The organism is Klebsiella sp. 10-1 (genome assembly GCF_009758445.1).
Classification (GTDB): domain Bacteria; phylum Pseudomonadota; class Gammaproteobacteria; order Enterobacterales; family Enterobacteriaceae; genus Klebsiella; species Klebsiella scottii.
In genome coordinates this window covers 246,532-266,375 of the sequence record NZ_WQRE01000005.1, presented here as the reverse complement: position 1 = coordinate 266,375, position 19,844 = coordinate 246,532, and the positions used below count along the sequence as shown (strand labels likewise).

Below are 19,844 nucleotides of genomic sequence, written 5' to 3'. Positions count from 1 at the left end.
AAGTTAAAGCCCTGACATACGAGGCTGGCTGTGCACCGTGCCGTCGCCAATATTGATACCCAACAGCGCAGAGATTTTTTTTGCAATAATTTCAATATCAAAGGCGGCTGAAGAGGAAGAACTAAAGTCGAGAATCGACTTTTGGGAAGCATTTGCCTCTACGACGCTCTCATCCCGGTGGATAATGCCCAGCAGGCGGTCGCTCAGCTTATCTTCCATTAACGCAACCACGTCGCGGCTCACCTGACGGCGATTATCGCTCTGATTTATCACGAAAAAGTGTCCAAGCTTATGATTGAGCGCACCGCCGGTTAGCCGCTGTTTTTCCACATGCGATAGCGTTGACATCGAGGCGGTATCCGCCAGCAGCGGCACCAGATGCAGGTCCGCCAGCGGCGTTAACGCCGTCAGCGCCGGAGAGGGGCCAGGAGGAAGGTCAGCGATAATAATCAGTCCCGGGTAATTGAGCAGCGCCGACAGCCCGCGAGTCAGGAAATGCGGATCGCTGGCGAGCCGTACGTCAAACGCCTGATGCTGCTCTTCGGTCACGTCGCCATAGGGCAGCACGAAGATATTGCTGCCCGCGCTTAGCACGCACTGGCTCCAGTCGTGCAGCTCCAGTGACTTCGCCACGTACCCGCGCTCATCGCTAAGCGGGACGCCAAAATGCAGGCGCAGCGCGTTCTGGACGTCAAAATCTAATGCCAGAACTTTGCTACCCGCTCGCGCCAGCGAGTAGGCCAGATTTGCTGCGAGGGTCGTTTTTCCTACGCCGCCTTTTGGGGAACACACGCAGATCAACGGCATGTCGCAATCCTTTCTAAAAGAGATTTAAGCGGCTGATCTTTATCTTTAGCCGCAGGTTCAGCGACTTTCGTCGCAAATAAGTGCGCATAGCCTTCCGCTGCCGGCATCGGTGCCGGCTGCGGACGAGGCGCTGCGGGTGGCGGCGGGCTCATCACCGGCGCGGATGCGGATACCGGTGCGGCTGCGGGGATCGCCTGCACCGGTTCCGCTGGGGCAGCGACTTCGGCAACCGGTGTCGGCGCGACGGCAGCTGGCATGACGACAGGAGCCGCTGCGGCCGGTTCTGGCGTCAGGATCTGCGGAGATGGCTCAGGAGCGGCCTGTACTGGCGCAGCCTCAACCCACAGAAACGTATCCGCGGGGACCTGCTGCGGCAGAGGTAACGATACCGACCCCCCCATTGCCAGCGAGGATTCTTTTTCCCCAGGAGCGAGCTGATTGAGAATGACCCAATCTCCCTGTTCCCGGGCGGCTGATTGTGATGAAAGGTCCTTGAAATGAAGACTTTGTGTACGAGTCTTTTCCTTGAAGCGCTGCAAATCATCATAATGGTTCATAGATAACCCCATGATTTTAAATTCATTATATTTTAGCTGTTTTTATTTAGACCCTATACCTAGAGCATAGTGTATTTTATTGTTTTTCATAAAGTTAAGTTGATCAGGACGATCGGCTATACGATAGCTTTTATCTGGGTATAGGTCAGAGTGGCTTTAATTCACTGATAGTTATGCGGTTACCCTATCAGTTCTTATCTGAAATGATAGCTCCATTTTTTAGGAGGTATCTTAATGTACATCTCAGATTCACCCTACCGCTAAAAATAACCAGTTTTTTATCCCAATAATTCATGCCTGATAAGCATAACCGGCATTAAATATAATCTATATTATATATTTTAGCCTTTTTATAACTTTGTATATATAGACCGAATTACTGATTTATTAAAAAAACAGAAGGCGCATTTTTCGGCGGGGGAAAAGGGGAAGCAGGTAAATACGCTGCGACCGAAAAGCATTCGCCCTTCGGCAGCAGCGGGATTATCAGGCGGGGCGTTTTTCCTGATTTTCGTCCTGGTCAACGGCAAAGCAGGCCACCAGCTGACCACCGTACTCCTTCAGCTGCGGCTGCAGCTGGGTGCACGGTCCGAAGCGACGGCGGCAGCGGGCGTTAAACGCACAGCCCGGCGGCGGATTCAGCGGGCTTGGCAGCTCGCCGGTCAGCTTAATGCGCTCCCGGCGATCGTCCGGATTCAGACGCGGGGTTGCCGACAGCAGCGCCTGGGTGTACGGATGCTGCGGGTTGCTGAAGATCTGCTCTTTCGAGCCTTTCTCTACGCAGCGCCCGAGATACATCACCATCACTTCATCGGCGATGTGCTCAACAACCGACAGGTCGTGGGAGATAAACACATACGACAGCCCCATATCCTGCTGCAGGTCCATCATCAGGTTCAGCACCTGCGCGCGCACCGACACGTCCAGGGCGGAGACCGGCTCATCGGCAATCACCACGTCCGGGTCCAGCATCAAACCACGAGCGATGGCAATACGCTGGCGCTGGCCGCCGGAGAACATATGCGGATAGCGATCGTAGTGCTCGGTTTTCAGCCCCACCTTCGCCATCATCGCCAGCGCTTTCTCGCGACGCTGCGCTTTGCTCAGCGACGTGTTGATCTGCAGCGGCTCTTCCAGAATCTGCCCCACTTTTTTACGCGGGTTCAGCGAACCATACGGGTTCTGGAACACAATCTGGATTTTCTGCCGACGCAGGCTCTGCGCCTGCGGATCGTGCTTCAGCAGATCCTGTCCCTGATAGTACAGCTCGCCGCCGGTTGGGATTTCAATCATCGTCAGCAGGCGGCCGAGGGTTGACTTACCGCAGCCGGACTCCCCTACCACCGCCAGCGTTTTGCCGCGTTCGAGGGTAAAAGAGACGCCGTCCAGCGCCTTTACCAGCCTTTCAGGGGAAAATAGCCCCTTCTTCACCGGGTAGTATTTTTTCAGATCGATGGCCTGCAACAGGAGCTGTTGCGCGGTGGCCTGTTCAGTGCTCATAGGGTTGGCCTCCCGGCATCATCGAGTGGGAAGTGGCATTTGGACTGACGTCCGTGGTCCACAACGTTCAGTTCTGGCTCTTCGCTGCGGCAGCGGTCTGTCGCATACGGGCAGCGCGGGTTAAGCAGGCAGCCGTTCGGGCGGTCGTATTTACCGGGAACCACGCCCGGCAGCGACGCCAGCCGCGCTTTATCCTGCGCAAACTCCGGCAGCGCGCGCAGCAGCGCCTGAGTATACGGATGGCGCGGCGCGCGGAAGATATCCTTCGCGTCGCCGGCCTCCACAACCTGACCGGCGTACATCACAATAATTTTGTGCGCCGCTTCGGCCACCAGCGCCAGATCGTGAGTAATCAGGACCAGCGCCATATTCTCTTTCTGCTGCAGATCCAGCAGCAGCTCGATGATCTGCGCCTGGATGGTGACATCCAGCGCGGTGGTTGGCTCATCGGCAATCAGCAGCTTCGGCCGACAGGCAATCGCCATCGCAATCATTACGCGCTGGCTCATCCCGCCGGAGAGCTGGTGCGGATAGACGTCAAGCCGCGATGCCGGGTCGGGAATGCCCACCAGCGTCAGCAGGTCAATCGCCCGCTGAACGCGCGTTTTTTTATTGCCGCCCTGATGCACCTTGATGGCTTCCATAATCTGGTAGCCCACGGTATAGCACGGGTTGAGGCTGGTCATCGGGTCCTGGAAGATCATCGCCACTTCGGCGCCCACCAGCTGGCGGCGCTCTTTTTCTGAAATACGCTTCAGATCGCGGCCGTTAAACTCCAGCTTGTCCGCCATGACGCGGCCGGGGTAATCAATCAGCCCCATAATCGCCAGCGAGCTAACCGATTTACCAGAGCCGGATTCACCGACAATGCCCACGACTTCGCCCTGATTCACGCTGTAGCTCACGCGATCTACGGCGCGGAACGGCGTCCCTTCGTCGCCGAAGTGCACCGATAATTTATCAACATTCAATAACGCCATCTCGAACCTCTTACTGCTTCAGTTTGGGATCGAGCGCGTCACGCAGACCGTCGCCCATCAGGTTAAATGCCAGCACCGTCAGCAGGATCGCGACACCCGGGAAGGTGACGACCCACCAGGCGCTTTGCGCGAACTGCAGCACATCGGAGAGCATGGTGCCCCACTCCGGTGTCGGCGGCTGCGCACCCATGCCAAGGAAGCCAAGAGCAGCCATATCGAGAATGGCGTTAGAGAAGCCCAGCGAGGCCTGGACAATCAGCGGCGCAAGGCAGTTAGGCAGAATATTGACGAACATCTGACGCAGCGCCCCGGCCCCCGCCACGCGCGAAGCGGTGACGTAGTCGCGGTTTACCTCAACCATCACCGCCGCGCGGGTCAGGCGCACGTAGTGCGGCAAGGCGACAAAGGTGAGCGCCAGCGAAGCGTTAACGATCGACGGGCCGAAGATAGCCACCAGCACCAGCGCCAGCAGCAGGCTAGGCAGCGCCAGCATGATGTCGACGATGCGCATGATGACAGAATCCGCAACCCCGCCAAAATAGCCCGCAACCAGGCCAAGCACCACGCCGAGGATCAGCGACAGCACCACCACCAGGCAGCCGACCAGCAGCGACAGGCGCGCGCCGTACATCAGGCGCGACAGGATATCGCGGCCTACGTCATCGGTACCCAGCAGATGCGCGAAGCTCCCGCCTTCCTGCCAGGCCGGCGGCGCCAGCAGCACGTCGCGGAACTGATCCGCCGGGTTATACGGCGCCAGGAAGTTGGCGAATACGGCGATGATAATCATGATCGCCACGTACACCAGACCAACAACCGCGCCCTTATTGCGTTTGAAATAGTGCCAGAACTCCTGCAGCGGGGTCATTGGCACCGGTGCGGCGACAACTTTATTTTCAGTAACTTGTGACATGATGGCCCCTTACTTCCTATGCCGGATACGCGGGTTCACCACGCCGTACAGCAGATCGACCAGCAGGTTGACGAGGATAATCATCGTCGCTACCAGCAGAACGCCGCCCTGCACTACCGGATAATCGCGGCGCTGCAGCGCGTCGATAAGCCAGCGCCCCAGGCCGGGCCAGGAGAAGATGGTTTCGGTCAGAATAGCGCCCGCCAGCAGCGTGCCCACCTGCAGACCGATGACCGTGACGACCGGCAGCATCGCGTTACGCAGGGCGTGGACCACAATGACGCGCATCCGGGTCAACCCTTTGGCGCGTGCGGTGCGGATATAGTCCTCGCCCAGCACTTCCAGCATCGACGAACGGGTCATACGCACTATCACCGCCAGCGGAATGGTGCCCAGCACCACGGCGGGCAGGATCATATGCATCACGGCGTCGATAAAGTCGCCCGGCTCGCCCCAGATAGCGGTGTCGATCAGCATAAAGCCGGTCAGCGGCAGGGTATCGTCAAGGAATACGGTATCGCTGATACGCCCGGAGACCGGCGTCAGGTTAAGCTGCACCGAGACCAGCATAATCAGCATCATGCCCCACCAGAAGATAGGCATGGAGTAGCCGGTCAGCGCGAGGCCTACGGAGGTGTGATCGAAGATAGAACCGCGCTTTACCGCAGCCAGTACGCCAACCGGAATACCGACGACGACGGCGAAAATCATCGCGCAGACGCCCAGCTCCATCGTGGCCTTAAAGCGCGGTACAAATTCTTCCCATACCGGAATACGGCTTTTCAGCGAGATGCCTAAATCGCCGTGCAGCACGCCCCAGATGTAGTGGACATACTGCTGCCACATCGGCTTATCGAGGCCCATTTCGGCCAGCAGCTGAGCGTGACGTTCAGGGGAAATACCACGTTCGCCCGCCATAATCATCACCGGGTCACCGGGGATCATATGCACAAAGGCAAAGGTGAGAAGGGTAATACCGATAAATGTCGGGATGACAAGTCCCAAACGTCGGAGGATGAACTGCAACATAACCCGGATTCTCTATAGTGACGTTCTGCCTGGTGACAGGGCGTCTGCATTGCTCACAAATGTCAATTCCCTCTCCCGGTGAAGGGAGAGGGGGACCACACTGTTTTTATTCGATTGAGACGTTTTCGAAGTGGTGTTTACCTAACGGATCGACCACATAGCCTTTGACTTCTTTACGCACCGGCTCAAACACGGTGGAGTGGGCAATAATCAGCGCCGGAGCCTGATCGTGCATCACCACCTGGGCCTGTTTGTACAGTTCAATACGCTTGTTATGGTCGTCGGTTGCGCGAGCCGGCTGAATCAGATCTTCAAACGGCTTGTAGCACCAGCGGGAGTAGTTGGAGCCATCTTTCGCCGCTGCGCAGCTGAACAGGGTGGCGAAGAAGTTATCCGGGTCCCCGTTATCACCGGTCCAGCCCATCATAACGGTCTGATGCTCGCCCGCTTTCGCGCGCTTGAGGTATTCGCCCCACTCATAGGTCACGATCTTGGCCTGGACGCCAACTTTAGCCCAGTCAGCCTGAATCATCTCGGCCATACGGCGCGCGTTCGGGTTGTACGGACGCTGTACCGGCATTGCCCACAGATCGATAGAGAAACCTTTTTCCATGCCGGCTTCTTTCAGCAGCGCTTTCGCTTTTTCCGGATCGTAGCTGTAGTCTTTAACGTCGTCGTTATAGCCCCACATGGTCGGCGGAATCAGGTTTTTCGCCGACTGGCCTGCGCCCTGGTAAACGGCTTTAATGATCGCTTCTTTGTTGACCGCATAGGTCAGGGCCTGGCGAACTTTCACATTATCCAGCGGTTTCTTCTCGGTGTTGAACGAGAGGTAGCCGACGTTCAGGCCCGGCTGCTCCAGCAGGGTAATGCTTTTATCTTCTTTCATGCGCGCGATGTCTGCCGGATTCGGGTACGGCATGATCTGGCACTCATTTTTCTGCAGTTTCGCGTAGCGCACGGAAGCATCAGGCGTGATAGAGAAGACCAGACGGTCGATCTTCGGCTTGGTGCCCCAGTAGCCCGGGAACGCTTTGTAGAGGATGCGCGAATCTTTCTGGTACTGCAGCAGCTGGAACGGGCCGGTACCGATCGGGTTCAGGTCCACTTTTTCCGGCGAGCCGGCTTTCAGCATGTTGTCAGCATATTCTTTTGACAGAATAGAGGCGAAATCCATTGCCAGGTCGGCAAGGAACGGAGATTCAGGACGGGTCAGCACGAACTGGACGGTATTGTCGTCCACTTTCTTCACTTCGCTAATCAGGTCCGGCAGGCCCATGCCTTCGAAGTATTCGTAGCTGCCGCCAGACACTTTATGGTACGGGTTTTGCGCGTTTTTCTGACGATCGAACGAGAACACCACGTCGTCGGCATTGAAGTCACGGGTCGGTTTAAAGTCTTTATTGTCCTGCCACTTCACGCCCTTACGCAGGTGGAAGGTATAGGTTTTACCGTCCTCGCTCACGTCCCATTTTTCAGCCAGGCCAGGAATAACTTCCGTGGTCCCGGTTTTGAATTCAACCAGGCGGTTATAGATTGGCACTGAGCTGGCGTCATAGGTGGTACCAGAGGTGAATAGCTGTGGGTTAAAGCCTTCCGGCGAACCTTCAGAACAGTAAACCAGGGTCTTAGCTTGTACGCTTGCGGCAACGGTCAGAGCGACCAGGCTCAGGCCAAGCTTCAGCATCCCTGACTTTTTCAAGGAAATACTCATTATTCTGCTCCAGATGTGATGTTGTTTGCATATTTCCGCCAGACCTTTATTTATTTTTTACCCGGTCTGGTCGGTTGTGCCCGAGGGCGCTGAGAGAGATGGGGATTCCTTTCACAAAAACGACTGAGTTGCAGTGCGGATTCTCCATGAAATGCCCCTCATGCCCTACAATCTGTCAACAGAATGGGGAAACGTCAATACAGCCAACCTGGTTTTACATCCGGGGTGAGAATCAGCAGGCAAAGATTAAAAAAACTCCATGAGGCTATTTTCAGCAGAGAAATTTATGCTACCGGCCATGAGCCAGCATAAACGCCTTAATACCTTTCAACATGTAGTGATAAGCAATTCTGGCAAATGGCCAAAATTTATTACTATGTGACCAATATGTGAGCGATTAATAGCGCGAACGTTAAAACGCACAGCGGAAAATGCTGCAGTTATCCATAAGCTTCGCGAAAAAAGATCGGTTCATATATAAAAAAATACAATGGAAGATGTCACAAAACGATAAACAGGCGGGTAGAAATGGGGATCAGCGCCTTTTTAACGAGTCGGCTGGGATAACGCACCCGCCGCGGCCTCAGTAACGTCCCCGGCATCGTTGCGCTCGGCCGGGCTACCTAGAGGATGACTTCGCCACTGCGTGGCTCGCCCTGCGGGCCGTTGCTGAAGCAACGTTCTCTCGCTGCGCTCGGGTCGAACCTCTGCCCCCGGAGGTTCTCATCCTCGTCGGCCGCAGACGTAAAAAAGCCCGCTCAGAGAGCGGGCTTTTAAATTTGGTCGGTGATAGAGGATTCGAACCTCCGACCCCTTCGTCCCGAACGAAGTGCGCTACCAGGCTGCGCCAATCACCGAATGCGGGCGCATCTTACTGCTGAGACCCACACCCGTCAATGCCTTATTATGAAAAAATCACTCAAGCGGCGAGAAACTCATCACTCTCGTTATTCCTTCGCCGCTTTGCCCGCATCGGGAACGCGGCACCAGTTGTTGTTCTCGTTAATCCCGCCGTCCGGCGAGGTATAGCCGAGACAGCCCATAATGGTATCGTACAGCTCAACGTGACGACGCGAGACCTTCATCGCCGCCTGCTGCTTGAGTCGGGCAAAGGAGGCTGCGTGGTCAGGCGCTTCCAGATACTTATCCGACATCCACACCATCATCGGCACGCGGAACTGCTCCGGCGGCGCCATCTTGCGCGGCGTCCCGTGCAGGTGTTCGTGCTCGTTGATCGACTCACCATGATCGGAGGCATAGAAGACAATCGCTTTCTTATCCCGCAGCTGATCCAGCACGCTAACAATAAAGTGATCGACATAGGTCACGCTGTTGTCGTAGGAGTTAATCAGCTCTGCCTTCGAACATTTGCTGTCCACGCCCACGCATTCCGGCTTCCACTGGGCGAAGCTGCGCGGGTAGCGCTGCGTATAGTTGAAGTGTGACCCCTTGGTATGCAGGATAATCAGGTGCTTGCCGCGGGTATTCTTCAGCATCGAGCGCTTCACCTCATCGATAAGCAGCATGTCATCGACGCTCTTACCGCGGTTACGCGGCTCGGCGCCAATCTGCTCGCGATAGGCAATCGTGTTCGCCATCGTATTGCTGTAGAACCACATTTCGCTCTGCATGGCGTAGAGATCGCCGGTAAAGCCCAGCTGGTGCAGAACGGAAAACACGTTTTGCTCTTTCAGCGTTCGCTGGGGGTTATCTTCCGCCCCGCCCTCGCGGACGAACATGCAGCGCAGGGATAGCTTGGTCGCGGTATCGCAGGAGTAGCCGCGGAAGGCCACGAGATTTTTCTCCTCGGCCAGCTTCGGCGTGGTGTTGCGGCTATATCCCAGAATCCCCATGTGATCCCAACGGGTCGTCTCGCCGATGATAAACACCACGTAGGTGTCATCCAGCCCCTGCGGCGCAACGTAGGTGAATTTCTTCACCGGGTTGATCAGGGAGCCGTTATCGGAAGATTCATCGACCTGCGCCCAGGCGTACAGCCCCAGCGCGGAGAGCCAGTTCGAGGGCAGGTAGGAGTTAGCAATCACCCCGCCGTAGCTCGGCATATCCACTTCCGAATTCCGCTCCACGTTCTTCTGGCGGACCTCCAGCAGACGAATGGGTCCCCAGACCATCAGCCCCGCCAGCAGGACAATAGCAATATTCTTCACCCGCTGACCCGGCGTGCGGATCTGCCGCAGCAGGGTATCGCGGCAGCGGTTATTCCAGATAAACAGCAGCGGCGGCGCGCTAACCAGCACCAGCCAAAGAATCAAATGCCAGCCGATAACCTCCTGGGAAAGATCGATATCGGTGGTCATCACCGAGGCGATAATACCGTAGCCAATGACCACGTTGAGGAAAGTCATGTAGTAGCTGGCAGCCGCGGAGAACAGCACCACCAGAGTGGCTAATATTCGCCATAACCGCCGTCCCGTCAGCGACAGAATCCGCAGCAGGAAGAAGGTCACCAGCACGGTTGCAACCAGTTCCACAAGCCCGGAAAGTCCTTTCCAGAAGGTAAATTCCTGAGCATAACCGTCGAAGCGACGGATAAAAACGGCAACGTTCATAAACCAGCCGATGTACAGCGCCAGCCATATACTGAGCGTCTGCTGCGTCATCGTTCTAATATATTTCATGCAAGAAAACCTGGAAAAAGATGAGATAAAGCCCCTCACTTACGCGATATAAGCAAGCAGGTTAATAGAGTGCGTCAAGGTTGGTTATGAGAAACCTCTACAAAGCGCGGTAAGTAGACCACAGAGGAAGGGAAAAGTATCAGGAGGGAATGTGATCCGACCAAATATTTACAAAATATCTGGTCGGATTGGCATTATTCGCTTAGTGAATTGATGGTCTGTCGCGCGGTCAGGCGTGTGCCGCGTTATAAACTTCGCTTTTTGGCTGGCGAATGGTCGTGGAAAGCGCCAGAGAAAGAATCAGCAGCGCGAAGATAACGCAGAAGGTGACGTAGAACCCGCCGAACAGTGAGGCAATCAGCGACCCGCAGATGCTGCCGATACCGAAGCCCAGATAAATCACCCCGTAGTTTTTCGCCAGGTTGTTCAGGCCGAAGAATTCACTGATCAGGGACGGGAACACGGTGATCGTACCGCCGAAGTTAAAGGCGACGCAGGCAATCGCGGCAAAGAAAGTCGTGGCATTGAGCGGGGCAAACAGCAGTGCCGCCATACCGACCAGCGAAACGACCTGACCAATAGTAATCACGCGGATACGGGAAATTTTATCCGACAGGATACCCAGCACCAGGCGTCCGCTCAGGTTGGCGATAGAAATGATGGTTACCGCATTTGCCGCCGTCGCCACGTCCAGGTGCACCATCCCTTGCGCAATATCCTTCGCCACGCCGATAACGTACAGGCCGCTCATGCAGGCGGTCAGGAACATCACCGCGAGCATCCAGTACTGCGGTTTACGCATCGACTGCGCCAGCGTGAAGTCATTCTCCACCACCCCATTGCTGGTGCTGGCGGCATGGTTCGGCGCATCTTTCATCAGCGTTGCGCCAAAAACAATCATCACCAGCACAATCGCGCCCCAGATAATAAAGGTTTTCTCCAGACCAACGGTCGCCAGCAGATGGCTATCAATAAATTTAAACCCGAGGCTGCCGAGGCCGTAGGAGCCAATGGAGAAGGCGGAAATCAGCCCTTTACGCTCAGGGAACCACTTCACGCAGTTGGACAGCGTCAGCAGATAGCCTGCGCCGTCAGCCAGACCGACCAGCAGACCGGCGCTCAGCCACAGCATCATCAGGCTATTGGCGTGGGCGGTGAGGAAAAAGCCGAGCCCGAGCAGTACGCCGGATGCCATCGTCACGCGTTTTACGCCAAAGCGTTCCTGCAATTTACCGGCGACGGAGGAGGATAACGCCAGACCAAGACTCAGCAGGCCGAAGGAGAAAGCCACCTGGCTTACCGGCTCATCCAGCTTTGCGGAAAGAGAACTATTGAACAAACTCCATGTATAAACCGATCCCAGCGCGAATTGTGTCACGATCGTGCCGAATAGCGTGAGCCAGCGGGTATATTGAGTATTGGTAGCGTTCATAGCGGATGTCCTGAAGTATTAACTGCCGCCACAATAGCGAAGTCCCCTGAAGCCCAGGGGAGAAAAGGCATGAAATGCCGTCAGCAGGGAATGAAATGCATGAATGCCGGAATGAATGACATCGAGAAACGGGCGCGCGCTCGATAGCAGGAAATAAGTTAGTACCTGCTATCTCACGAAGACGCGCCAGTTCTGTGATCGTGAAGTTAAATAGTCGTATTAAGCATGCTACATATGGGCGACATAATTCACATTACAGAAGCAAAATACCCACAGCGAGGCTGAACGCCCCGCCCGACGATCTTAGGCCAGCAGCGTGCGAGCAGATGGCCGCAAGCCGGTCGGAGAAACGGCTTAAAAATTGGCGCTGACCCCCATCAGGTACTGATAGTTTGCCCCGGTTGGCAGGTTATCCGCCTGCGAGAGCGCCGCCCAGGCCGCAAGGTGTGAATTGAGCGACATATCCGCTCCAAAGGTCACATCCCGCCAGCCGCCGTCCTGGGTACGGGTTGGCCAGGGCAGCTCTGAAGAAAGCGCCTGGTTGTAGCTCACCTGCGCCCAAGGGTGAATGCCCCACAGCTGCTGGTAATCCACGCGCCAGCCGAGCGTATTCACGTAGCTACTTTCCGTCGCGCGGCGAACGGGAGGCGGAAGCAGCAGATCGCTGCGTAAACTTGCCACTGGCCCTGAAGTCACGCCGTTGGCTAAGGTAAAGTTCCAGCCCACGCTCATACCGTGGCCGGTATCCGGCGGCGCTACCGCCTGGTTGAGGGCGAATCCGGAAGCGTCGCCGGTCGATGAATTGATGCGCTCAGCCAGAATGTCCTCATAGCGCGGTTGGTGATCGCTATCCCACGTATAGCGTTCGGGTGTATTACTTTTTGTATCGATAGCGATATATTCCTGTTGCCAGGCATTCGCCCCGCAGACGCACGATACCCATACGGATACGCATGCCGGGAGGAAGTATCCCCCCAAGCCATTGCATTTCTTTATTATCATTAAAGCGACTCCATAAAGAGCCAAACCGGAAGTATTGCTGTGTTTTTTATGGGATCTGATACCCCTGTATTTGGGAGTGGTATCCCTGTATTAACTATTATCTTTATCTTTCAGCCGTCAAGGTGAAAGGGTAAGTTTTATTGCTAAGGGAGAAAGACATGCAGCGTTGCGGATGGGTTAGCCAGGACCCTCTCTATATCCAGTATCACGATACCGAATGGGGCGTAGAGCAAAGAGACGCCCGGAAGCTGTTCGAAATGATCTGCCTTGAGGGCCAGCAGGCCGGGCTTTCATGGATTACGGTGCTAAAAAAACGTGAGAACTATCGCCGGGCGTTTCATCAGTTCGACCCGGTTCGCGTCGCCGCGATGGACGAGGCCGACGTTGAGCGCCTGGTGCTGGACGCCGGTATTATTCGCCATCGCGGTAAAATTCAGGCCATTATCGGCAACGCGCGGGCTTTTCTTGCGATGGAAGAAAAAGGCGACTCCTTCGCTGATTTCGTCTGGTCCTTTGTCGATAATCATCCGCAGATATCGCACGCCGCTACGCTGGCGGAAATCCCAACGACGACCCCCGCCTCCGATGCGCTGTCGAAAGCGCTGAAAAAACTCGGCTTCAAGTTTGTCGGTTCGACCATCTGTTACTCCTTTATGCAGGCCTGTGGGCTGGTGAACGATCACGTCACGGGCTGCTTCTGTTACCCCGGAGGTGCGGATGATCCGCAAGTGGGACGCTAAAGAGGTCCGCCCGCTGCTCGCGCTATGGCTGAAAAGCACGATTCATGCGCATCCGTTTATCAAAGAGGAGTACTGGCATGAAAGCATTGCGGTCGTGCGCGACGTTTACCTTCCCGCCGCCAGTACCTGGGTATGGGAGGAAGGCGGTGAGATAAAAGGCTTTATCAGCGTTCTGGAATCACGCTTTCTCGGCGCGCTTTTCGTTGCGCCGGAGGCCATCCGCCGGGGGATCGGCAGCGCGCTGGTGAACGAGGTCAAACGGCACTATGCCTGGCTAAGCCTCGAGGTGTACCAAAAAAACGTACAGGCGGTGAATTTCTACCATGCGCAGGGCTTCCGGATAGAAGACTGCGCATGGCAGGACGATACCCTGCAGCCGACGTGGATTATGCGTTGGCCGGTGGATCAAACGCCGTTAACGTAAGCGCCGGGCCAGCGTATTTTTCCAGCCACGCCAGCGCCGTGTTTCCGGCGCAGCCGTTACCGAGACGCGAGGTCGGAATATCTTTGGTCAAAACGTTCACCGCGCCATTTTTACAGATCCCCGCCTGCGGGTCGATATCAGGCCAGGCCCCCTCATGCAGGCAGATAACCCCGGGCCGGATCCCTTCCGTCACCACCGCTCCGGCCAGAACCTGACCGCGCGAATTCCATACCCGAACCAGATCGCCGTCGGCAATCTGCCGCGCCTCGGCATCCAGCGGATGAATGGTTAACGGCTCGCGGCCGGCAACCGCGTACTGCTCCCGCAGCGTCGTGTGATTCAGCTGGCTGTGCAAGCGATGGGCCGGATGGGCGGAAAGCACCTGCAGCTGGCCCGGCTGCGCGTTGCCGTGCCATTCGTCCGGCGCCAGCCACATCGGGTGCGGCGGGCAGTCGGGATAGGCAAAACCGGCAATCGTCGGCGAGTGGATCTCAATTTTTCCGCTCGCCGTTTTCAGCGGATTAGCCTGCGGATCGGCGCGGAAGGCGGCAAAGCGAGCGAAACGGGCGTTGTCGGGGTTTTCCGGCATCTCAATGAGCTGATTATCCTGCCAGAACTGCTCGAACGGCGGCAGCGTAATCTGCTGGCTCGCTCCGCGCTGAGCCGCAATGCGGTAGAAGCTTTCCAGCCACTGGATGTCGCTTTTACCCTCGGTAAAACGGGCGCGGCCTCCCTCTTCCCAGCGCTCGCTAAGATCGGCAAACACCTCAAAGTCATCCCGGGCCTCGTCGCGCGGAGCAACCACGCGTTTCATCGGCACCAGGTGCTGGTTGCTGTAATCGCCGGTCATGGTCATATCGTTGCGTTCAAATGAGGTCGTTGCCGGCAGGACGATATCGGCATGGCGGGCCGCGGCGGTCCAGAAGCACTCCGAAATGACGATAAGCTCCGGCTTCTGCCAGGCGCGGATCAGCCGGTTGGTATCCTGATGATGGGTAAAATTGGCGCCGCCCGCCCACCAGATAAAGCGAATATCCGGGAAGCATCGGTCCATGCCGTTATGCTGATACGCCGCGCCCGGGTTTTCCAGCGCTTCGACAATGCGCGCCACCGGAATTTTTTCTACCGCCTCAATACCGTCCGCCACGCAGCCCTGCATCGAGGCCAGCACCGCCGCCCGGCGGGTCGGGTTGCCGCCGTTGGCGAAGTGGTAGGAGAGGCCAAAACCGCCGCCGGGGGTGCCAATCTGCCCCAGCATCGCGGCCAGCGTGACCAACATCCAGTGCTTCTGCTCGCCGAACTGCTGACGCTGCATGCCCCAGCCGGACATCAGCATGGTGGTATTTTCGTGGAAAAGTTGCGCCAGTTCGCGGATTTTATCCGCACTTACGCCGCAAATCTCCGCAGCCCACTCGGCGGTCTTCGCCACGCCGTCGCTCTCGCCGGTCAGGTAGCGGGAGAAGATCTCATAGCCGCTGGTATAGCGCGCCAGAAACGCATCGTCCTGCCAGCCGTTTTCAACCAGGGTACAGGCGATACCCAGCATCATCGCCACGTCCGTTCCCATATGCGGGGCCACCCAGTCGATATCCTGCCCAAAGAAATCAACGGTTTCCGATCGCATAGGATCGATGCAGATCACCCGCTTGCCGCTCTTGCGCAGCCGATCGAACCATGTCACTCCCTGCTCATCGGAGGCGTTCCAGGCAATTTTTAGCGTATTCAGCGGATTAGCGCTCCACAGCACCACCACCTCGCTATGTTCCAGCACCATTGGCCAGCTGGTTTGCTGCTGATAAACCTCATTTCCGCCCACCACGTACGGCATGATCGCCTGCGCCGCGCCGGTGGAGTAATCCCCGAGGTGGCCGGTATAGCCGCCGGCCAGGCTCATATAGCGCTGCAGCAGCGTCGCCGCTTTATGCAGTACGCCGTTTGAACGCCAGCCGTAGGAACCGGCAAAGATGGACGTCGGGCCGTAGCTTTCCCGGATCCGCCGATGCTGAGCATGAATAAGATCCAGCGCCTGCTCCCAGCTCACCCGGACGAACTCATCCTGCCCGCGTACGCCCTGCGGGCTATCCGGCGAGGCCAGAAAACCTTTACGCACCATCGGGTAACGCACGCGAGTCTTGCTATGAACCTGGTCCCGCACGGCGGTTTGCAAAGAGTTGGCGAAGGGGGTTTCCAGCGCGCCGCGGGAAGAGAGGACATTTTCACCATCGGTTTCAACCAGCATCGGTCCCCAATGGGCCGCGGTGAGGATGGTTTCAGTTGCAGATGAGGTTGGCAAAGCGAGCTCCTGGTCAGCGAATGCAGGTGTGGTGACGGCCTGTTATTCGGCCGTTCAAGGTTACTTACAAATAGAGACGTTATCCGGGGAATTTTCTCCACATCCGGGCGTCATAATCAACCGTCACGCGCGCTGTGACAAAGAATAAAATGGATTAAGGAAATAATATGAAAAAACGCGTACTGATGATTGCGGCTTTGGTTAGCGGCACCCTGGCCATTTCTGGCTGTACGACCAACCCCTATACCGGCGAACGTGAAGCAGGAAAATCCGGCGTCGGCGCCGGTATCGGCTCCCTGGTCGGCGCGGGCATTGGCGCGCTCTCCTCTTCCAAACACGACCGAGGCAAAGGGGCGCTGATCGGCGCGGCGGCGGGCGCGGCGCTTGGCGGCGGCATCGGCTACTACATGGACGTACAGGAAGCAAAACTGCGCGAGAAAATGCAGGGAACCGGGGTCAGCGTGACGCGCAATGGCGATAACATCGTGCTGAATATGCCCAATAACGTCACCTTTGACAGCAGCAGCGCCAATCTCAAACCGGCAGGAGCCAATACGCTCTCCGGGGTCGCGATGGTGCTGAAAGAGTACGAAAAGACGGCGGTTAACGTTGTCGGCTATACCGACAGCACCGGCGGCCAGGACCTGAACATGCGTCTTTCGCAGCAGCGCGCGGATAGCGTTGCCAGCGCCCTTATCACCCAGGGCGTCGCGGCAAACCGTATCCGCACCAGCGGAATGGGCCCGGCCAATCCGATTGCCAGCAACGGCACTGCGGAAGGCAAAGCGCAGAACCGCCGCGTGGAAATTACCCTCAGTCCGCTGCAGTAACCCCGCCATCCTCCGCCCGGTAAGAGGCGCTTACCGGGCAAAATGCTTGATATAGCGAATTTTCGCGCTAAGGTGTTCTCCAGATTTCAGCAAAGGAAGCCATCATGGCGAAAGCGGCGCGAGCAACCATTAGCGATGTGGCAAAAGCCGCAAAGACCGGTAAAACCAGCATTTCACGCTACCTCAACGGCGAAAAGCATCTGCTTTCCGATGACCTGCTGGCGCGCATTGAAAAGGCGATTGCCGAACTTAACTATCGCCCCAGCCTGATGGCCCGCGGCCTAAAGCACGGACGTACCCGGCTGATTGGCCTGATCATCGCCGATATTACCAATCCCTACTCGGTTAACGTGCTTAGCGGCATCGAGGCCGCCTGCCGCGAGAAAGGCTTCACCCTGCTGGTATGTAATACCAACAACGAGCTGGATCAGGAGCTGCACTATCTCGACCTGCTGCGCAGCTATCAGGTTGAGGGGATTGTGGTCAACGCCGTCGGGATGCGGGAAGAGGGGCTCAATCGCCTGCAGCAGTCGGCGCTGCCGATGGTGCTGATCGACCGAAAAATTCCGGATTTTGCCTGCGACGTGGTCGGACTGGATAACGCCCAGGCCGCCACCACCGCCACCGAACACCTGGTGGAAAAAGGCTTCGAGGCGCTGCTGTTTCTGAGCGAACCGTTAGGCTCCGTCAACACGCGACGCGAGCGGCTGAGCGCCTTTCGCACCACCATCCAGCGCCACGCCGGGATCGTCGCGGAAAATGCCGAAGTCCCGCTCAACGACGGCGCGATGCTGGACAGCGTGCTGCGCCAGTTTCACTCCGGCCATCGCGGAATGCGCAAAGCGGTTATCTCCGCCAACGGCGCTCTGACGCTGCAGGTCGCGCGATCGCTGAAGCGAGTTGACCTGATTTGGGGGAGCGATATCGGCCTGCTCGGGTTTGATGAGCTGGAGTGGGCGGAGCTCGCGGGAGTCGGGATTACCACCCTCAAGCAGCCGACGTGGCAAATAGGCTACGCCGCCGTTGAACAGGTGGTGCGCCGCATCGAAGGCAGCCATGAACCGATCTGTGAGCGGGTATTTTCCGGTGAACTGATCGTCCGCGGATCGACCTCCCGTTAGCTCTCCTTCGTGATGGTGATCATAAATTAGACATCCTCCCCTTTCCTTTGGAACCGGTACCATCTAGCGTAATAGAGAGATTCGCTACAGAACCACCGGGAGTTTGTCAGATGGCCAGAAAAATCATTGTCGTGACCGCCGCTTATGGCAACGATCGCGTTAGAGAGCTTGGCGGGCAGTCCGCCGTACTGCCGTTCATTGCCGGTTCCGGCGCCGACGGCGTGGAGATTCGCCGCGAGTTATTCAGCCCCGGCGAACTGAGCCGGCTGCCCGCGCTCGCCGCGGAGATAGAAAGCCACAACCTGCTGGTCTGCTACTCCGCGCCGCAGGCCCTGTTTGCCGCCGACGGCTCGCTTAACCCGAACCTCGCGGCGCTGCTGCAGGAAGCGCAAACCCTCAACGCCTTATGGTTAAAACTCTCGCTCGGCCACTTCATCCATAACAACCAGCTGGAGACCCTGCGCCGCACGCTGCAGGAGAGCGGTATGGCGCTGGTGGTGGAAAATGACCAGACCGATTGCGGGCAGCTGGCGCCGATGCAGCGGTTTAAAGCCACCTGCCGGGTCAATAACCTGCCGGTGACGCTGACGTTTGATATGGGCAACTGGCTGTGGGTCGGCGATTCGCCGGAAGAGGCCGCCCGCCATCTTGCGCCCGCCGTCAGCTATATTCACGTTAAGGCGGCCCAGCCGCATCGCGAGCAGTACCGCGCCGTTCCTCCCGATGAGGCCGCTCCGCGCTGGATGGCGCTGCTTGATAACCTGCCCGCCGATGCCCCACGCGGCATCGAATTTCCGCTGGTCGGCCATGACCTGACGGCCGTTACCCGCCGCTATGTGAACCTTTTACGCGAGGATTAAGCCATGGAAAACAGATTGGATGTCATTACCATCGGCGAAGCGATGGCCATGTTTGTGGCAACCCAAACCGGGGACCTCGCGGAAGTAGAATGCTTTATCAAGCGCGTCGCCGGCGCGGAGCTGAACGTCGCCACCGGCCTTGCTCGTCTGGGGCTGAAGGTCGGCTGGGTCAGCCGCGTCGGCGAGGATAGCTTCGGTCGCTTTGTTCTTAACTCGCTGGCAAAAGAGGGGATTGACGCCCGCGGTGTAACCCAGGACCCGCGCTACGCAACCGGCTTCCAGATGAAATCTAAAGTCGAAAATGGAACCGATCCCATTGTGGAATATTTCCGCAAAGGCTCGGCTGCCAGCCACCTGTCGCCGGATGATTTCCACCCCGATTACTTCGCCAGCGCCCGCCACCTGCATTTAAGCGGCGTCGCCGCCGCGCTGTCGGAGAGTTCATATGCGCTGCTGGATCGCGCCGCCGGCACGATGAAGGCCGAGGGAAAAACGATCTCTTTCGACCCCAACCTGCGGCCGGTGCTGTGGAAAAGCGAAGGTGAGATGGTGGAAAAGCTCAACCATCTCGCTTTCCAGGCCGACTGGGTTTTACCCGGTCTGAAGGAGGGGATGATCCTGACGGGTCAGCAAACGCCGGAGGCTATCGCTGACTTCTATCTCAACCGCGGCGTGCGCGCCGTAATCATCAAAACCGGCTCCGACGGCGCCTGGTATAAAACGACCGCGGGTGAGCAGGGTGCCGTCGCGGCGATAAAAGTCGATAACGTCGTCGATACCGTCGGCGCAGGCGATGGCTTTGCGGTCGGGGTTATTAGCGCCCTGCTGGAAGGCAAAGCGCTGGATCAGGCGGTACGGCGCGGGAATAAAATCGGCTCGCTGGCTATTCAGGTTCAGGGCGATAGCGAAGGATTACCGACGCGCGAAGCGCTGGGCGAATAACGTTTAATGCAACGATCGTAGCCACTCTGTACCCTACATACAGCGCGGCATAAGACACCTT

The 19,844-nt window shown here is 57.2% G+C and carries 16 protein-coding genes, 1 tRNA gene, 1 other RNA gene and 1 pseudogene; 6 read left to right on the top strand and 13 right to left on the bottom strand.

Translation table 11 applies throughout. The features are described 5' to 3' along the window. Positions 1 to 3: 3 nt before the first annotated feature. The 12 genes and pseudogenes from GO007_RS19390 to GO007_RS19335 form a co-directional block, all read right to left on the bottom strand. Positions 4 to 796, bottom strand: a pseudogene (locus GO007_RS19390) (cellulose synthase operon protein YhjQ/BcsQ). Position 797: 1 nt separating this feature from the next. Next, positions 798 to 1,364, bottom strand: a complete 567-nt coding sequence (locus GO007_RS19385; RefSeq protein ID WP_095102798.1) for a cellulose biosynthesis protein BcsO — start codon at positions 1,362 to 1,364, stop codon at positions 798 to 800. 486 nt (positions 1,365 to 1,850) lie between these two features. Then, a complete protein-coding gene (dppF, locus tag GO007_RS19380) occupies positions 1,851 to 2,864 on the bottom strand; it encodes a dipeptide ABC transporter ATP-binding subunit DppF (RefSeq protein WP_095102796.1) in 1,014 nt (337 codons plus the stop codon). Next, positions 2,861 to 3,844, bottom strand: a complete 984-nt coding sequence (dppD, locus tag GO007_RS19375) for a dipeptide ABC transporter ATP-binding protein (RefSeq protein ID WP_095102794.1) — start codon at positions 3,842 to 3,844, stop codon at positions 2,861 to 2,863. Before dppD ends, dppF begins: the two co-directional genes overlap by 4 nt. 10 nt (positions 3,845 to 3,854) lie before the next feature. Next, positions 3,855 to 4,757 (bottom strand): dipeptide ABC transporter permease DppC, encoded by a 903-nt coding sequence (dppC, locus tag GO007_RS19370; RefSeq protein ID WP_095102792.1) that lies wholly within the window; start codon positions 4,755 to 4,757, stop codon positions 3,855 to 3,857. Between the two features lie 9 nt (positions 4,758 to 4,766). After that, complete coding sequence (dppB, locus tag GO007_RS19365) at positions 4,767 to 5,786, bottom strand: dipeptide ABC transporter permease DppB (protein ID WP_041143140.1); 1,020 nt, start codon at positions 5,784 to 5,786, stop codon at positions 4,767 to 4,769. 106 nt (positions 5,787 to 5,892) lie between these two features. Then, positions 5,893 to 7,500 carry a dipeptide ABC transporter periplasmic-binding protein DppA gene (dppA, locus tag GO007_RS19360; protein ID WP_095102790.1) on the bottom strand — a complete coding sequence of 536 codons (1,608 nt, stop codon included), beginning with the start codon at positions 7,498 to 7,500 and terminating at the stop codon, positions 5,893 to 5,895. Positions 7,501 to 8,126: 626 nt separating this feature from the next. After that, a non-coding RNA gene (locus tag GO007_RS19355) (RtT sRNA) lies at positions 8,127 to 8,231 on the bottom strand. Positions 8,232 to 8,280: 49 nt separating this feature from the next. Then, positions 8,281 to 8,357: transfer RNA gene (locus tag GO007_RS19350), tRNA-Pro, on the bottom strand. A 90-nt stretch (positions 8,358 to 8,447) separates the two neighbouring features. Continuing rightward, positions 8,448 to 10,139: a kdo(2)-lipid A phosphoethanolamine 7''-transferase gene (gene eptB / locus GO007_RS19345; RefSeq protein WP_095102788.1), complete on the bottom strand. Its 1,692-nt coding sequence runs from the start codon at positions 10,137 to 10,139 to the stop codon at positions 8,448 to 8,450. Positions 10,140 to 10,368: 229 nt separating this feature from the next. Further along, entirely contained in the window at positions 10,369 to 11,571 is a 1,203-nt protein-coding gene (locus GO007_RS19340; RefSeq protein WP_095102787.1) for an L-lactate MFS transporter, read from the bottom strand. Positions 11,572 to 11,925: 354 nt separating this feature from the next. Then, positions 11,926 to 12,573, bottom strand: coding sequence for an autotransporter outer membrane beta-barrel domain-containing protein (locus GO007_RS19335; protein WP_095102785.1), 648 nt, complete (start codon positions 12,571 to 12,573; stop codon positions 11,926 to 11,928). Between the two features lie 158 nt (positions 12,574 to 12,731). On the opposite strand from GO007_RS19335, the gene tag reads away from it, so the two are divergent. Together tag and GO007_RS19325 are read left to right on the top strand one after the other, a co-directional pair. Further along, the gene (tag, locus tag GO007_RS19330; protein ID WP_095102783.1) at positions 12,732 to 13,313 is read left to right on the top strand and encodes a DNA-3-methyladenine glycosylase I; all 582 of its coding nucleotides are present in this window, start codon (positions 12,732 to 12,734) and stop codon (positions 13,311 to 13,313) included. Further along, on the top strand, positions 13,291 to 13,737 hold the full coding sequence (locus GO007_RS19325; protein WP_095102782.1) for an N-acetyltransferase: 447 nt from the start codon (positions 13,291 to 13,293) through the stop codon (positions 13,735 to 13,737). Before tag ends, GO007_RS19325 begins: the two co-directional genes overlap by 23 nt. Here GO007_RS19325 and GO007_RS19320 read toward each other — a convergent pair. Continuing rightward, the gene (locus GO007_RS19320) at positions 13,700 to 16,030 is read right to left on the bottom strand and encodes a molybdopterin guanine dinucleotide-containing S/N-oxide reductase (protein ID WP_095102780.1); all 2,331 of its coding nucleotides are present in this window, start codon (positions 16,028 to 16,030) and stop codon (positions 13,700 to 13,702) included. The genes GO007_RS19325 and GO007_RS19320 overlap by 38 nt on opposite strands. Before the next feature lie 167 nt (positions 16,031 to 16,197). On the opposite strand from GO007_RS19320, the gene GO007_RS19315 reads away from it, so the two are divergent. The 4 genes from GO007_RS19315 (at position 16,198) to GO007_RS19300 (ending at position 19,783) form a co-directional block, all read left to right on the top strand. Beyond that, the gene (locus GO007_RS19315) at positions 16,198 to 16,860 is read left to right on the top strand and encodes an OmpA family lipoprotein (protein ID WP_095102778.1); all 663 of its coding nucleotides are present in this window, start codon (positions 16,198 to 16,200) and stop codon (positions 16,858 to 16,860) included. Between the two features lie 104 nt (positions 16,861 to 16,964). Further along, positions 16,965 to 17,981, top strand: coding sequence for a LacI family DNA-binding transcriptional regulator (locus GO007_RS19310; RefSeq protein WP_095102776.1), 1,017 nt, complete (start codon positions 16,965 to 16,967; stop codon positions 17,979 to 17,981). Positions 17,982 to 18,091: 110 nt separating this feature from the next. Next, positions 18,092 to 18,841 carry a sugar phosphate isomerase/epimerase family protein gene (locus tag GO007_RS19305; RefSeq protein ID WP_095102774.1) on the top strand — a complete coding sequence of 250 codons (750 nt, stop codon included), beginning with the start codon at positions 18,092 to 18,094 and terminating at the stop codon, positions 18,839 to 18,841. Between the two features lie 3 nt (positions 18,842 to 18,844). After that, positions 18,845 to 19,783 carry a sugar kinase gene (locus GO007_RS19300; RefSeq protein ID WP_095102772.1) on the top strand — a complete coding sequence of 313 codons (939 nt, stop codon included), beginning with the start codon at positions 18,845 to 18,847 and terminating at the stop codon, positions 19,781 to 19,783. Positions 19,784 to 19,844: the final 61 nt, after the last annotated feature.

Excerpts from the sequence above, each read along its gene's own strand:
- GO007_RS19385 (WP_095102798.1), bottom strand. The coding sequence starts at position 1,364 with ATGAACCATTATGATGATTTGCAGCGCTTCAAGGAAAAGACTCGTACA.
- dppF (WP_095102796.1), bottom strand. The coding sequence starts at position 2,864 with ATGAGCACTGAACAGGCCACCGCGCAACAGCTCCTGTTGCAGGCCATC.
- dppD (WP_095102794.1), bottom strand. The coding sequence starts at position 3,844 with ATGGCGTTATTGAATGTTGATAAATTATCGGTGCACTTCGGCGACGAA.
- dppC (WP_095102792.1), bottom strand. The coding sequence starts at position 4,757 with ATGTCACAAGTTACTGAAAATAAAGTTGTCGCCGCACCGGTGCCAATG.
- dppB (WP_041143140.1), bottom strand. The coding sequence starts at position 5,786 with ATGTTGCAGTTCATCCTCCGACGTTTGGGACTTGTCATCCCGACATTT.
- dppA (WP_095102790.1), bottom strand. The coding sequence starts at position 7,500 with ATGAGTATTTCCTTGAAAAAGTCAGGGATGCTGAAGCTTGGCCTGAGC.
- eptB (WP_095102788.1), bottom strand. The coding sequence starts at position 10,139 with ATGAAATATATTAGAACGATGACGCAGCAGACGCTCAGTATATGGCTG.
- GO007_RS19340 (WP_095102787.1), bottom strand. The coding sequence starts at position 11,571 with ATGAACGCTACCAATACTCAATATACCCGCTGGCTCACGCTATTCGGC.
- GO007_RS19335 (WP_095102785.1), bottom strand. The coding sequence starts at position 12,573 with ATGATAATAAAGAAATGCAATGGCTTGGGGGGATACTTCCTCCCGGCA.
- tag (WP_095102783.1), top strand. The coding sequence starts at position 12,732 with ATGCAGCGTTGCGGATGGGTTAGCCAGGACCCTCTCTATATCCAGTAT.
- GO007_RS19325 (WP_095102782.1), top strand. The coding sequence starts at position 13,291 with ATGATCCGCAAGTGGGACGCTAAAGAGGTCCGCCCGCTGCTCGCGCTA.
- GO007_RS19315 (WP_095102778.1), top strand. The coding sequence starts at position 16,198 with ATGAAAAAACGCGTACTGATGATTGCGGCTTTGGTTAGCGGCACCCTG.
- GO007_RS19310 (WP_095102776.1), top strand. The coding sequence starts at position 16,965 with ATGGCGAAAGCGGCGCGAGCAACCATTAGCGATGTGGCAAAAGCCGCA.
- GO007_RS19305 (WP_095102774.1), top strand. The coding sequence starts at position 18,092 with ATGGCCAGAAAAATCATTGTCGTGACCGCCGCTTATGGCAACGATCGC.
- GO007_RS19300 (WP_095102772.1), top strand. The coding sequence starts at position 18,845 with ATGGAAAACAGATTGGATGTCATTACCATCGGCGAAGCGATGGCCATG.